The sequence below is a fragment of the Micromonospora sp. CA-248212 genome (assembly GCF_050948405.1).
In the GTDB taxonomy this organism is placed as follows: Bacteria; Actinomycetota; Actinomycetes; order Mycobacteriales; family Micromonosporaceae; genus Micromonospora.
Map to the genome: position 1 here is coordinate 6,006,923 of NZ_CP192023.1, position 14,397 is coordinate 6,021,319.

Below are 14,397 nucleotides of genomic sequence, written 5' to 3' on the forward strand. Positions count from 1 at the left end.
GTCAGGCGGTCCGCGCCACCGGTGGCTCGCCGGCGGACCAGTCGCGGGGCGGGCCCACCGTCCGCTCCGGTCCTGCCGCCCCGCCCTGCCACACCCCTCGGCTGGGCCGGTCCGGGTGCTCCGACGACTTGCGCGCCGGGCCGTCGGGCCGGTCCGGGTCCTGCGGCCATTCGTCTCGCCCACCCGGCGAGTCCCCGTCGTCCGGCCCGCTCCGCGCCCGCTGCCGGCGGGCGACCTCGTCGAACTCCCGCACCCCGCTCACCAGCGCGGCGCGACCCGCCGGGCTCATCGCGGCCAACACGGCGGCCAGCCGCTCCTGACGGTCGTTACGCAGCTCCGCGAGGAGCCGATGGGCCTCCGGGGTGAGGTGCAGGGAGATTTCCCGTCGGTCGAAGCGCCCCGGCTCACGCTCGAGCATGCCCGCCGCGACCAACCTGTCGCACAGGCGGCTGGCGGAACTCAGCAACATGTCCAGATGGGTGGCGAGCCGGCGTAGGTTGATCCCGTCGTACTGCTCGACCACCATCACCGCCCGTAGTTGGGCGCCGGACACCCGGCTGGCGGTCGCCTCGCGGGCGGAATCCCAGACGCCCAGCAGGGCACCCGCCGCCGCGTCCAATGCGGCAGCCATACTCGTCGCAGGGTCCGGTGGACCGTTGTGTTCGGCCATGGTGGCCCGAGACTACTCCGAACCCAGAGGTGGTCGAGCTCGGATGAAAGAGGCCTGATGAGCGAACCGGTCAATCGGGCACGGCGTACCCTGAACGAGACACCCGCCGACCGTCTCGTGGGTGGGATCCGCACGGTTCTCGACGAGGCGTACGGGATTTCCGAGGCGGAGCTGTACCAGGTCGACTACCGCCTCGCGGAGCTGCTGCCCCTCACCGAAGGTGACTCTCTCCGGGGCGCCGGCCACCCCGCCTGGCGTGCCTTCGACCACCAGTCGCCCGTCCTGGTCGACGGCGTCGCCTGGTTTCCGGTCACCATGCGCGGCGAACGCCGGGGCGTCCTGCGCCTGGCGCCGGTGGTCGACGACCCGGCGGTGCTCGCCGCGCTGGCCGACATCGCCACCTCGCTCGCGCACGAGGTGGCCGCCGTCTCCCCCGGAACCGACGTCTACAGCGTGGCCCGACGCAGCCAGCGGCTCACCCTGGCCGCCGAGATGCAGTGGGACCTGCTGCCCGGCCGGAGCCGGGTCCGCCCCTCGTTCAGCCTGGCCGGGCAGCTCGAACCGGCGTACGCCGTGCGGGGTGACAGCTTCGACTGGTCCGACGACGGGGAACGGCTCTGGCTCTCCACGGTCAACGGCAGCGGTGAGGGTGTCGCGGCATCGCTGCTCACGTCGCTGGCCACCCACGCGCTGCGCAACGCCCGCCGGGCCGGCCTCGGCCTGGGCGATCAGGCCGCCCTCGCCGACCAGGCCATCTACGACGAGTACCGGGGCAAGCGGCACCTCTCCGCGCTGCTGATGGAGCTGGACCTGCGCTCCGGGACGATGACCGTGGTGGACGCCGGCTCGCCACGGCTCGTCCTCCTGCGTCGGGGTGAGGTCACCGAACAGCCGCTGGAGGCGCAGTTCCCGCTCGGCATGTTCGAGGCGACCGACTACCACGAGCAGACGTTCACGCTGGAACGCGGTGACCGGCTGTTCGTCGTCAGCGACGGCGTCGTGGACGCCACCGGGCAGAGCATCCGCTACGGCGAGTCGGCGCTGGACCGGTTCCTGCGGCGGACGGGCCCGATGGAGCCGCTGGACGCCGTCCGGTCGCTCCTCGGCGACCTGCGCGCCTTCGTGGCCGGCGACCTCGTCGACGACGCCGTGGTGGTCTGCCTGGACTGGACCGGCCCGCAGCCGTGAGCGTGACGGTCAGTACGCGCCGCGACTGTTCAGCACCGCCCCGGCGGTCTTCCAGAGGATGGTGAGGTCGGCGGCGAGCGACCAGTTCTCCACGTAGTAGAGATCGAGCCGGATGCCGTCCTCCCAACTGAGGTCGGACCGGCCACTGACCTGCCACAGCCCGGTCATGCCGGGCTTGACCAGCAGTCGCCGGGCCACATCGCCGTCGTAGCGGGCCACCTCGGACGGGAGCGGCGGACGCGGCCCGACGAGGCTCATCTGGCCCAGCAGGACGTTGACCAGCTGTGGCAGCTCGTCCAGCGACCACTTGCGCAGCAGCCGGCCGACCCGGGTCACCCGAGGGTCGTCGCGCATCTTGAACATCAGGCCGTCGGTCTCGTTCCGGGCCACCAACTCGGCGAGCAGCGCGTCGGCGTTGATCACCATCGTCCGGAACTTGAACACCCCGAACTCCTGCCCGCCCCGCCCCACCCGGACCTGCCGGAACAACACCGGCCCCCGGCTGTCCAGCTTGATGGCCAACGCGATGACCGCGATCAGCGGCAGGAGCAGCGCCAGGGCGACCGACGACATCGACCGGTCGACGAAACCCTTGACCAGCTTGCGCGCGCCACGGAACTCCGGCGCCTCGACGTGGATCAGGGGCAGCCCGGCGACCGGGCGGGTGTGGATCCGCGGACCCGCCACGTCGGTGAGCGCGGGGGCCACGACGAGGTCGACGCCGGTCCCCTCCAACTGCCAGCCGAGTCGACGCAGTCGGGCCGCGGTCAGCTCACCGGAGGCGGTCACCGCCACGGTGTCCGCGCCGATCGCGGTCGCGGCCTCCGGGATGCCCCGGAACGACCCCACCACCGGTACGTCACCGAGCCGCTGCGCCACCGGCGCCAGCAGCGCGTCGGGGATGCACGCGCCGACCACCTGGTAGCCCGCGTACGGCTCGCGGCGCAGGGTGTGCACCAGTTCCAGGACGTGTGCGGTGTCGCCGACGACGAGCACCCGGCGGGACCAGCCGGCGCCCTTCGAGCGGGCCCGGTGCAGCCGTTTGCGCGCCGCGAACCGGGTCACCTCCAAACCGACCGTACCGACCGCGAAGGAGATGCCGAGGAAACCCCGGGAGACGCCGACGTCGGCGATGTAGCCGGCGATGGCGATCGCGCCGGCCAGTCGCAGGCTCGCCGAGCTGACCCGTCGGTACTCGTCCGCCCCGTAGCCGACGACGCGGTCGTCGTAGCAGCCGAGCGCCTTGAGGGAGATCAGCCAGGCCAGGACCAGGCCGGGAGCCACCAGCACGTACGGGATCTTGGAGCCGACCGGCTCCTCGTCACCGAACCTGCCGACGTACCCCACGAGCAGCGCGATGATGAGGACGGTGGTGTCCAGCACCACCAGGACCCGGATGTAGGAACGTTCGTCGGCACGGGCCACCAATCCGCTCGGACGGTCCCTCGGCGGCGCCGAGGTGTCCGCGGGGGTCAACAGTGTCGCGGTCGTCACCGGCCCTCCCACTCTGCTCAGGACGGCCCCGGCCGACGGGTCGGGCCGAAGGCGGACCGATATTGCCGGAACACGTCGACATCCTGCCCTGACAACTATGACTGCCGATTGCTTCCGACGTATTGCCGTCACTTTTCTTCAATCCCCTGGCCACAAAAGGAACCCGCCGTACCGGTGAGCCGGTACGGCGGGTTCCATTTGCTCAGTGGCGGCTCAGCGCGGGGCTGGCGGACGCCGCGCGATGGCGGTGAGGAAGATGCTGCCGATCTCGCTCGGGTCCTTGGTGACGAAGACGTCCCCGCCGGTCACCTTCGTGATCGACTCCAGTTCGGCCTTGCTGACGCCCTCTCCGATACCGATCATGATGACCTGCACCGGCCGCTCCGGATCGGCGATCTGCTTGAGCTTGGCGAGCAGCTGCTGCTGGTTGATGCCGTTGTCGTCCTCGTTCTTGCCGTCGGTGAACAGCACGATCGAGTTGACCCGGCCGGGCTGCCAGTCCTCCTGCACCGCCTGGTACGCGGCCAGCATCGTGTCGTACAGGCCGGTGTCACCGTTGGACGGCTTGACGGTGGCGAGCGCCCCCTCCAACTGGGCCCGCTGGCCGGAGAGCGGTCCGATCGGCACCAGTTCCCGGTAGTCGCGGTTGCCGACCAGCTTCGTGGAGAAGGTCCACAGACCGATGGACCAGGAGTCGTCGAAGAGCCCGAGGCCGCGCCGGGCCGCGTCGACGGTGACCTCCTCCCGGCTGCGGTTGTTGGCGCTGGGCACCTCGTCCTTCATCGAGCCGGAGACGTCGATGACGGCGAGCATCCGGCCGGACTGGGTGGCGATCGACCAACTGGACACAACGCGCTGTATCGCGGCCGGGTCCAACCCGCCCGCCGCGGTGCCGCCGGCCGCCGGGGCGGTCGACGCGCCACCGGCCGGGCTCGGCGCGCCCTGCGGGGCGTTGAAGCCGGCACCCCAGTTGCCGTCCGGCCCGCGCAGCGACTGCGCCGCCAGGCGGTCCCGGAACTTCGGCGCGGTGAGCAGCTCGTACAGCACCTTCGCCGCCGCCGCCTTGGTCGGCTCGATGCCGGGCAGCACCGCGTACGGGTAGTCCAGCGGCATCGGCGCCGGCTCCATGTAGAGCGCGGCGAGCGGCACCGGAGGCTTCTTGCTGTTGTACGCGATCACGTCTTCCTCGGACAGCGCCGCCGCACCGAGAGCGCTCGCGATGGAGGTCGGGTCCGTGGCGGTCGGGAAGCGGGCGAGGAGGTCGTTGCGGAGCGAGGAGCGACCGGTGGCCAGCGCCCGCAGCGCGCCCACGGTGTTGCGCTGGGCGTCGCCGCCCGCGCCACTGGCGGCCGTGGTCAGCGAGAGCAGGCCGGACAGCCCGGCCGCGTCCCGGGTCGGCTCGACGATCCCGGTCCGCAACGGCTTGCTGCTGTTGACCTGCTTGAGCAGATCGGCCCAGGTGAACTTGGCGTTGGGCCAGCCGAGCCGCGTCGCCACCGGCTCGGGCATCGCCACGACGACGGGGCTGCGCGCGATGGAGGCGCCGTTGGTCGGCGCGAACGCCGTGGCGTCCTTCTTGAGACGCAGCAGCCAGGTCGAGGAGTCCGGCACCCAGACGTCCGGGGTGACGGCCGTGCCGCTGGCCTGGCCGACGCCGGCGAGTACGGCACCGTGCTTGGCGGCCACCACGGCGGCCACGTCAACCGGGTCGGATGCCGAGACATCGACGCGGATGCAGGTGGGGCCGACCGCGGCGCCGTCCTTCACCCACTGCGAGGCGGCGGCGTCCACCGCGGGCGCGAGCTCGGTGGCGACCGCCACGGCGAGTCGGATCTCCCCTGAACAGCTTGGCTGGATCAGCTCCTTGTAACCGAACCAGACGCCGGTGGTGACGACGAGAACCGTCGCCGTCGCGGCGGCGGCTGCTAGATGGAGTTTCGAACGCATTCGATGGCGACCTGCAGACACGCTGACCATCTTGCGTATTAGGTGCCGTCTCTGCCACATCCGTTCGGACTAAAGTTACGCAGGAGAAACAGTTGATCACCATTTAGCAACAGAGAGTGATGAATCGGCCCCACGGCGTTGCCAAACCTGTCGCGCTCTCGCATTCGCTTCCGTCATTCCGTCCGCTCACGGCAGGACGCACGTCGGGCTCGCCAGCGGTACGGGCTCACCCACCGGAGCCGGTACGCCCGTGCTCGGGTCACGTCGCAACACCCGCACCAGGTCCGCCCGCTCGTCGGCGACGTAGAGATGCTCGCCGATCAGCGCGAAGTGTCGCGGCCACTCCCCGCCGGTGTCCACCTCGGACACCAGCGCGGGCAGCTCACCGGTCAGGTCGAAGACGGCGATGGTGCCGATACCGCGGTTCGCGACGTAGAGCAGACGCCCGTCCGGGTCGACAGCGACCTCCGAGGGCTGCACGTGACCGGTCCGCCCGCTGGCGTCGACCCGGCCACGCTGGTGCAGTGACCCGTCCTCGGACAGCTCGTACGCGGTGACCGTGGCATCCAACTCGCCGACCAGGTAGCAGCGCCGGCCGTCGGGGTGACGGGCCAGGTGCCGGGGCCCGACGCCCGGCGCCGTACGCATCCGCGGTCCGCGCGGCACCAGCCGCCCGCTCGCGTTGTCCAGGTCGTACCGGTAGACCGAGTCGGTGCCGAGGTCCACCGCCAGCAGGGGCTCCCGGTCACGGCCCGGAGAGACCATGTGGGCGTGCGCCCGCTCCTGGCGTTCCGGGTCGGCGCCGTGGCCCTCGTGCACCACGAGATCGGTGCGCTCGCTGGGCACGCCCTGCTCGTCGAGCGGGAAGACCGCGACGCTTCCGCTGCCGTAGTTGGCCGCCACCAGGTGCCCACCGTCGGGCAGCACCGCCAGGTGGCAGGGCTCGGCGCCGCCGGTCGAGAAGCTGCCGAGCGCGTCCAACGCGCCGTCCGAGGAGACCTGCCAGGCGCTGACCAGACCGTCGGTCAACTCGTTGACCGCGTAGAGCACCGGCCGCGTGGGGTGCCGCGCGAGGAACGACGGCGACGGCGTGACCGCCACCGTGCCGAGCGGGGTCAGTGCTCCGGTGGCCGGGTCACGGCGTGCGGCGACGATGCCGTCCGCCCGCCCGCCGCTCTGCGCGGTGTAACCCCCGATGTGGACGATCTCGCCCGGACCAGTCACGCTGCACCCCTTTGCCGACATCCTGGAGTAGATCCAACCAGAGCTGCCCAGGAAGCCGACCGGCTAACCGGCTTTTCGACGCCGGCGCGGTCCGCCGGACCCGCGGTGACGGTTCAGGAGGCCGCCACCGGCTCGCCGCGCTGCCGGGCCACGTGCTCGACCAAGGAGATCAACACCAGCTTGCCGGACTGCCGGTCCCGGGCGTCGCAGAGCACCATCGGCACGTCCGGGTCCAGGTCGAGCGCTCGGCGTACGGTCTCCAGGTCGAAGCGACGGGTGTCCTCGAAACAGTTCACCCCCACCACGAACGGGATGCCACGCTGCTCGAAGTAGTCGATCGACGGGAAGCAGTCGGCCAGCCGCCGGGTGTCGGCGAGCACCACCGCGCCGAGCGCGCCGAAGGCCAGCTCGTCCCAGAGGAACCAGAACCGGTCCTGGCCGGGGGTGCCGAACAGGTACACCTGGAGGTCGTCGTTGATGGTGATCCGGCCGAAGTCCATGGCCACGGTGGTGGTCGTCTTGCCCTCCACCCCCGAGAGGTCGTCGGTGCCGATGCCGGCGTCGGTCAGCACCTCCTCGGTCTGCAACGGCCGGACCTCGCTCAACGCGCTCACCAGCGTCGTCTTGCCGGCGCCGAAGCCCCCCGCGATGAGGATCTTCAGTGCCAGCGGAACGGTGAGGGCTGAGCCCGCCTGGTCATAGCGCACGGAGTCCACTGACCACCGCCTTGAGGATGTCGTCGTTGGGAAGATCGCGGCTGGCCGGCGGCTCGTGCACCGCGACCAGGCCCTGCGCGAGGAGGTCGCCCAGCAGCACCCGGATCACGCCGACCGCGAGGTCCAGCTCGGCCGCCAGCTCGGCCACCGACACCGGGTGACCGGCCAACGCGACCAACCGCCGGTGCTCCGGCGGCAACTGCGGCTGGGCCGCCGGGTCGACGTCCGCGGCGGCCAACACGAACGCGACCAGGTCGAAGCCACCGGCGGCGGAGCGCACCCGGCCGCCGGTGAGCGTGTAAGGGCGGACCACCGGGCCCGCGTCGCCGTCCAGCCACTCGTGCTGGGGGCCGGGCGGCTCAGCCCGCATCACCGGCGTCCGCGGGCGGTCGGGCCGACGCGGTCAGGTTCTCCCCCACCCGAATGACCAGCATCGCCATCTCGTACGCGACCAGGCCGATGTCCGCGTCCGCGTCGCTCACCACGGCCAGGCAGGCGCCCTGGCCGGCGGTGGTGACGAAGAGGTACGCCGATTCCATCTCCACCACGGTCTGCCGGACCGGGCCACCGTCCACGTGGTGGCTCGCGCCCCGAGCCAGGCTGGAGAAGCCGGCGGCGAGCGCGCAGAGGTGCTCGGCGTCGGCGCGTTCCAACTCGGCCGAGGAGCCGAGCAGTAGTCCGTCGGCGGAGAGCACGACCGCCTCCCGGGCGGCCGGCACCCGCTGCACCAGCTCGTCGAGCAACCAGTCGAGGCTGGCGCTCTGCTTCGTCGTTTCCCGCACTAGGCGTCCCTCTCAGTCACTGTCGGTTCGATGGCCTTCGGGGGCGCGGAGGATCCCGAATCGGCGGCGGACCCGGTCTCCGGGGTCGCCACGGATCGCTGAGCCGGGACCGCCGTCGGCGCAGCGGCCGGGATCGCCGGCGCTGCGGAGGGCGGAGGCGCGGGGGCGTGGGTCGGGCCCGCCGGGGCGACCACCGTCGCCCGACCCCGGGCGGTGCCGGCCTGCAGGGACGCCATCACCCGGCGTACCTCCTCCGGCGAGCGGGGCGACGGCGTGTCGGCGGCGGTGGGCCGGGGCAGGGCGTTGGGGGTACGTCGCCGTACCCGCCGGGGCAGCCCCTCCAGGTCGTCCGCCGCCCCGTCGGAGGGCGGCTCGTCCGTGGCGGCCGGCAGATCGGACGCCGGGCCCGTGGGCAGAACGAGGGTGGGCGGGTCACTGGTGACGAGCGGGGCCGAGGTGGTACGACCGGCGCGCGACCGGGGCGCCGTCGTCCGGCGTACGGGTCGGGTCAGTCGCCGGTCACCGGGCGCGGCGTCGAGCGACGCCGGATCGGGGCCGGCCGGTGGCTCGGCGGTGACCAGGTCGGTGGGGATCAGCACCACGGCGGTGACGCCGCCGTCCTCGGGGGACCGCAGTCGCACGCGTACGGAGTGCCGCGCCGCCAGCCGGGCCACCACGAACAGACCGAGGCGGGCGCTCTGCGCCGGATCGAACTCGGGCGAGCTGGTCAGCCGGGTGTTGGCGTTCTCGAGCGCGGTGGCAGACATGCCCAGCCCCTGATCGGTGACCGACAGGACGTACCCGTCGGCGACCTGCTCCCCGGTGATGGTCACCCGCGTGTCCGGCGGGGAGAAGGCGGTGGCGTTCTCGACCAGCTCGGCGAGCAGGTGGATGATGTCGCCCACCGCCCGGCCCAGCACACCGGCCGGCTGTACGACGGTGATGTCCACCCGGTCGTACGCCTCGACCTCGCTGATCGCCCCGCGGACCAGGTCGACCATCGCGACCGGGTTGCGCCACCCCCGGCCCGGCGCGGAGCCGGCCAGGATGACCAGGTCCTCGGCGTGCCGGCGGAGCCGGGTGGCCAGGTGGTCCACCTGGAACAGCTCGGCCAGCTCGTCCGGGTCCTCGGCGCGTCGCTCCATCCGGTCCAGCAGGTGCAACTGCCGGTGCACCAGGCCCTGGCTGCGGCGGGCGATGTTGAGGAACACCTCGTTGAGCCCCCGGCGCAGGGTGACCTCGTCCACGGCCGCCTGGACGGCGGTGCGCTGCACCTCGGTGAAGGCCCGCCCGACCTCGCCGATCTCGTCGTGGCCGTACTCCAGGGGTGGCGCCTCCCGGGCGACGTCGACGTGCTCGCCGCGACGCAGCCGGGCCACCACGTCGGGCAACCGGTGCTCGGCCAGTTCGAGGGCCGCGGTACGGACTCCGCTGAGCCGCCGGACCAGGGTGCGGCCGACCCGCAGCGCCACCAGCACCGAGACCACCACGGCGACGAGACCGAGCACCCCGGCGGCGGCGAGTCGGACCAGGATCCCGACCGCCATCGGCACCGAGCGGTCGGTGAGGTTGTCGGCCTCGGCCAGCTCGAAGTCGCGCAACTCCTGCTGTACGGCGTCGTGGCTGGCCTGCCACGCCGCGGCGTCCACCGGTGGCCGACCGGACCGGTTGGCGCCGATCAGCGCGTCCTGCATGGCCCGCAGGCTGGTGAAGTCGGGACTCTCGGTGAGCCGCTGGTACGCGGCGCGCGCGGTTTCGGGCAGGTCGGCCACCGCGCTCTCGGTGAGCCATCGCTGGTTGCCGATGGTCTGCACGAGCAGCGCGTGCTCCCCGTTGCCGAACTTCCCGGCGGTCAGCACACCGGCCAGCATCGCGTCCGTCTGGCCCAGCAGCTCGCGGGACCGGCCCAGCGTGGTGAGGGCCAGCGCCTGCCGGTTGATGCCGGGGTCACTCAGGCTCGCCAGGGCGGAGAACGCCTGGAAGGCCGCCGAGACCATGCCGCTGTAGAGGCCGATCGCGCCCGCGCGGTCCATCATCCCGTCGTCGATGAAGTCCCGCCCGGTCGGCAGCGCCGCCAGGGCGGTGACCAGCCGGTCGACGCGGTCCTCCAGCAGGTCGTCGGCGGCGGAGCGCAGCGCCTCCCCGTCGACCCGGCGACGCAGCTCGGCGACCGCCCGGTCGGTACGCAGGCGCTGCTCGGCCAACGCGGGCAGTTCGGTGTCGCCGGCGAGCTGCACCACCGAGAGACGACGCTCGCGTTGCAGCTCGGTCACCACCACCTCGCCGGGGCGGCCCAGGTCGTAGAGGAGGGTCCGCGCGGAGAGCAGGTTCAGGGCGGGCCCGAAGGTCAACGTCGTCGCGAAGATCCACAGCGCGAGGAGCGCGGACACCGGCGCGACGACCAATGCGGTCAGCTTCGAGCGGATAGGCCAGTCGCGGGTTCTCATCAGACCTCGCCCGTCAAGGGTGGCAGGAGGGGCGCCGGCACCGCCGGGCAGCGCGCTCGCCGGTCGCGTACCCGGTCGTCGGGCCGGGCACCGGCGCGCGCGCCTTGGGCAGGATACGTAATCACGCCCGGTTGCACTACCGCCGTCGGACGGCATCCGGGCTGCGGAGCGCGCCCTCGCGAGTACGGGAAGCGCCCCGCTGTCGCGCTCCCCCGGGCGCTGGTGCTGGGCCGGAAAGGATCAGACGTCGGGGGCGATGCCGTACGACGGGGGCCAGTCCACCCACTCGGACTATCTGGAATGAGTCAGGTTTCTGTCAGCTACCGCCACGGTCGGACCGCGATCGGCGAGGAAAGTCCCCCGGATCGGGATTGGCGATCAGTACGCGGAGGGAATACCAGATGACGAAGGAGGAGCCCATGTCGCCCACGCAGATAGTCGTCATCGTGCTCGTCGTGCTGGTGATCATCGCGGCGATCGCCGTGGCCGTCCGGACGATCGGTCGCCGCCGCGCGCTGCAGAGCCGGTTCGGACCGGAGTACGACCGGGTGGTGCAGGAGCAGGAGAGCCGGTCCGCCGCGGAGCGTGAGCTACGCGACCGGGAGCGCCGGCACGCCGATCTCACGCTCACCCCGCTCAGCCCGGAGTCGCGGGCGCGGTACGCCGCCGCCTGGGAGGAGCTCCAGATCCGCTTCATCGACTCGCCGGGTGAGACCGTGGGCGACGCGGACGAACTGGTCACCCGACTCATCGAGGAGCAGGGCTACCCGACCGGAGACTTCTCCGACCAGATCGCCCACCTCTCCGTCGAGCACGCCCGCACCCTGACCAACTACCGGGACGCGCACGAGATCCACCTGCGCAACTCGCGGGGTGAGGCGACCACCGAGGAACTGCGTCAGGCGGTCGTGCACTACCGGGCCCTCTTCGCCGACCTGCTCGGCGAAGAGCCCGTCGGTCAGCGCACGCCCGAACAGCGTTCCCACCCGGACACTCCGCACGACGCCACGAGCCGCTGAGGAGGCCACCGATGCGCCACGAAGAGCAGCAGGTGAGCAACGACCATCCGGAGGCCGTCCGGTCCGCGCCGGTGCCGGTCCCGCCGACCGGTGACCGGGCCGCCCACTCGGACGTACCCGAGGACTCCCTGGACGACCGGGGCACCTTCGACGATCCGACCATCGGCGACGAGCGGAGCGCCGACGACGTCCCGACCACCGACCACGAGCGGGCCAATGGCACCGATCCGAGCGTTCGCCATGACCGGGCCGACGACGAGGGTGACTTCCACGAGCCGGGTCCGCTGCCGACCGCGTTCGGCGCCACCACGGTCGCCGACGCGGTGGCCGCGTCCGCCCTGGCCAGCCCACGCCCACAGGACCAGCCCGACCCGCGGGCCGAGCGGACCGCCGCGCCGGGCGACGGCGCCGAGGACGGCGAGCGGGAGGGCCTGCGCGCCGACCCCACCGCCGAACTGCACCGCCGCGACGGCTTCGCGGAGACCGACGTTGACCCGACACCGGACGCCGACGAGGCGGCCGACGTGGACATCGACGACCGACGGGACGGGACCGACAGCGCGCGAACCGTCGTCGTGCCGGGGAGCACGGAGGGCGCGCCGGAGCGTCGAAGCGACCTGACCGACTGGGCTGGCGATCCGGACGCGGCCACGGCGGGCGCGGCCGGCTACGGCAGCGCGTCGCCGGAGCTGGTGGACCCGGACGCGGACGGCGACCCGGTCGCGACCGAGGGCACCTCGACCTCACTGGAGTCGGCCGGCACCTCGCGACCCGCCGGTTCGACCGTCGCCACCGACGCGGCCACGCTCCTGGACGGGGACACCGCACAGGGTTTCCGGGACCGCTGGCGGGACGTGCAACTACGGTTCGTCGACGATCCTTCCGCCGCGGCGGGCGAGGCGCAGGCCCTGGTCGAGGAGGCCATTCAGGCACTCGCCTCGGCGCTCGCGGCGCAGAAGAACACGCTGGGCGGCTGGCAGGACGCCGGCTCGGCGGACACCGAGCAACTGCGCATGGCGGTCCGTAACTACCGGGACTTCCTGGACCGCGTTCTGGGTCGCTGAAACAACACGATCGCAAGGGGCGCTCCGGCCTACGGGTGGGGGCGCCCCTTCGCGCGCGCCGACATCGCACGAGTGGGGGCGAACACACCGCTGGCGACGCAGAGGCGTGAAACCTCGCGGAGCGGGTAATAGGGCGCGCGCATCGAATGCGGTGCCCACGTCGGACGAGGGGTGACGAGATGGACGGCGGCGGCCTCCGGCTCAACATGAACGGGCTGGACTATCTGATCCTCGCGCTGTACTTCGTCACCGTCCTCGGAGTCGGCTTCGCCGCCCGCCGGGCGATCCGGACCAGCGTCGACTTCTTCCTCTCCGGCCGTTCCCTGCCGGCCTGGGTGACCGGCCTCGCCTTCGTCTCGGCGAACCTCGGGGCACTGGAGATCATCGGTATGGCGGCCAACGGCGCCCAGTACGGCGTCATGACGGTCCACTACTACTGGATCGGCGCGGTGCCGGCGATGGTCTTCCTGGGCATCGTGATGATGCCCTTCTACTACGGCTCCAAGGTCCGCAGCGTCCCCGAGTACCTGCGGTTGCGCTTCAACCGGCCGACCCACCTGCTGAACGCGCTCAGCTTCGCCGTCGCCCAGGTGCTGATCGCCGGTGTGAACCTCTACGCGCTGGCCCTGGTCATGCAGGCGCTGCTCGGCTGGCCGCTCTGGACGGCGATCGTGGTCGGCGCGGCGATCGTGCTGGCGTACATCACCATCGGTGGCCTGTCCGGGGCCATCTACAACGAGGTGCTCCAGTTCTTCGTCATCCTGGCCGGCCTCATCCCGGTCACCGTGATCGGTCTGGTCAAGGTCGGCGGCGTGAGTGGGCTGATGGACGCGGTCCGCGACTCGAAACTCGGCGAGGCGGGTCTACACGCCTGGCAGGACACCGCCAGCACCGACAACCCCCTCGGCGCGCAGTGGATCGGCATCGTCTTCGGCCTCGGTTTCGTGCTCTCGTTCGGCTACTGGACGACGAACTTCGCCGAGGTGCAGCGGGCCCTGTCGGCCAAGAACATGAGCGCCGCCCGACGTACGCCGATCATCGCCGCGTACCCGAAGCTGTTCATCCCGCTGGTCACGATCATCCCGGGCCTGGTCGCCCTGGTGACGGTCAAGGGCCTCGGCGCGGAGAGCGGCGACCTGCAGTACAACAACGCCATCCCGCTGCTGATGCGGGACCTGCTGCCCAACGGCGTGCTCGGGGTGGCGGTCACCGGCCTGCTCGCGTCGTTCATGGCCGGCATGGCGGCCAACGTGAGCGGCTTCAACACCGTCTTCACCTACGACATCTGGCAGTCGTACGTCCGGCGCGGCCGGTCCGACGACTACTACCTGCGGATCGGCCGGTGGGCGACCGTCGCGGCCGTGGTGATCGGCATCGGGACGGCGTTCATCGCCTCCGGGTTCAGCAACATCATGAACTACATCCAGGCGCTCTTCTCCCTGTTCAACGCGCCGCTGTTCGCCACCTTCATCATCGGCATGTTCTGGAAGCGGATGAGCGCCCTCGCGGGCTTCTGGTCGCTGCTGCTCGGCACCCTGGCGTCGCTGGTGACGTACCTGCTCTACAAGGGCGGCGTGATCGGCTTCAACTCCGACCTGGAGGAGAGCTTCTGGGGCGCCGGCATCGCGTTCGTCACCGTGGCGGTGGTTGCCGCCATCCTCACCCCGCTCACCGCGCCCAAGCGCGACGAGGATCTGCGCGGGCTGGTCTACGGGATGGGCGGCGTCGACCTGAAGGGCGACGTGCTCGCCGGGGACGCCGTCTGGTACCGCTCCCCCGTGCTGCTCGGCCTGGTCGCGGTCGCGCTGGCCGCACTCTTCTACATCCCGGTCTTCTAGGAAAGGAG

12 protein-coding genes are annotated in these 14,397 nt (G+C 71.8%); 4 read left to right on the top strand and 8 right to left on the bottom strand.

What is annotated here, in order from left to right; translation table 11 throughout:
* Position 1 precedes the first annotated feature (1 nt).
* A complete protein-coding gene (locus tag ACQP03_RS28245; RefSeq protein ID WP_357134239.1) occupies positions 2–631 on the bottom strand; it encodes a MarR family winged helix-turn-helix transcriptional regulator in 630 nt (209 codons plus the stop codon).
* A 96-nt stretch (positions 632–727) separates the two neighbouring features.
* Between ACQP03_RS28245 and ACQP03_RS28250 the strand changes: the two genes are divergently transcribed.
* Positions 728–1,858, top strand: coding sequence for a PP2C family protein-serine/threonine phosphatase (locus ACQP03_RS28250; protein WP_357174653.1), 1,131 nt, complete (start codon positions 728–730; stop codon positions 1,856–1,858).
* Positions 1,859–1,867: 9 nt separating this feature from the next.
* Here the strand turns inward: ACQP03_RS28250 and ACQP03_RS28255 are convergent, their stop codons facing one another.
* The 7 genes from ACQP03_RS28255 to ACQP03_RS28285 form a co-directional block, all read right to left on the bottom strand.
* A complete protein-coding gene (locus ACQP03_RS28255; protein WP_357134235.1) occupies positions 1,868–3,352 on the bottom strand; it encodes a sugar transferase in 1,485 nt (494 codons plus the stop codon).
* A 213-nt stretch (positions 3,353–3,565) separates the two neighbouring features.
* Positions 3,566–5,320, bottom strand: coding sequence for a substrate-binding domain-containing protein (locus ACQP03_RS28260; protein ID WP_357134233.1), 1,755 nt, complete (start codon positions 5,318–5,320; stop codon positions 3,566–3,568).
* 165 nt (positions 5,321–5,485) lie between these two features.
* Positions 5,486–6,523, bottom strand: coding sequence for a lactonase family protein (locus tag ACQP03_RS28265; protein WP_357134231.1), 1,038 nt, complete (start codon positions 6,521–6,523; stop codon positions 5,486–5,488).
* A 113-nt stretch (positions 6,524–6,636) separates the two neighbouring features.
* The gene (locus ACQP03_RS28270; RefSeq protein ID WP_357134229.1) at positions 6,637–7,239 is read right to left on the bottom strand and encodes a GTP-binding protein; all 603 of its coding nucleotides are present in this window, start codon (positions 7,237–7,239) and stop codon (positions 6,637–6,639) included.
* Positions 7,220–7,609, bottom strand: coding sequence for a DUF742 domain-containing protein (locus tag ACQP03_RS28275; RefSeq protein ID WP_357134227.1), 390 nt, complete (start codon positions 7,607–7,609; stop codon positions 7,220–7,222). Before ACQP03_RS28275 ends, ACQP03_RS28270 begins: the two co-directional genes overlap by 20 nt.
* A complete protein-coding gene (locus ACQP03_RS28280; RefSeq protein ID WP_357134225.1) occupies positions 7,599–8,021 on the bottom strand; it encodes a roadblock/LC7 domain-containing protein in 423 nt (140 codons plus the stop codon). The genes ACQP03_RS28275 and ACQP03_RS28280 overlap by 11 nt, the downstream gene beginning before the upstream one ends.
* Positions 8,021–10,468 (bottom strand): sensor histidine kinase, encoded by a 2,448-nt coding sequence (locus ACQP03_RS28285; protein ID WP_433459070.1) that lies wholly within the window; start codon positions 10,466–10,468, stop codon positions 8,021–8,023. Before ACQP03_RS28285 ends, ACQP03_RS28280 begins: the two co-directional genes overlap by 1 nt.
* 419 nt (positions 10,469–10,887) lie before the next feature.
* Between ACQP03_RS28285 and ACQP03_RS28290 the strand changes: the two genes are divergently transcribed.
* The 3 genes from ACQP03_RS28290 to ACQP03_RS28300 all read left to right on the top strand — a co-directional run bounded on the left by ACQP03_RS28290 (position 10,888) and on the right by ACQP03_RS28300 (position 14,389).
* A complete protein-coding gene (locus ACQP03_RS28290; RefSeq protein WP_357134259.1) occupies positions 10,888–11,487 on the top strand; it encodes a hypothetical protein in 600 nt (199 codons plus the stop codon).
* 11 nt (positions 11,488–11,498) lie between these two features.
* Positions 11,499–12,551, top strand: coding sequence for a hypothetical protein (locus ACQP03_RS28295; protein ID WP_357174644.1), 1,053 nt, complete (start codon positions 11,499–11,501; stop codon positions 12,549–12,551).
* 179 nt (positions 12,552–12,730) lie between these two features.
* On the top strand, positions 12,731–14,389 hold the full coding sequence (locus tag ACQP03_RS28300; RefSeq protein ID WP_357134219.1) for a sodium:solute symporter family protein: 1,659 nt from the start codon (positions 12,731–12,733) through the stop codon (positions 14,387–14,389).
* Positions 14,390–14,397 lie beyond the last annotated feature (8 nt).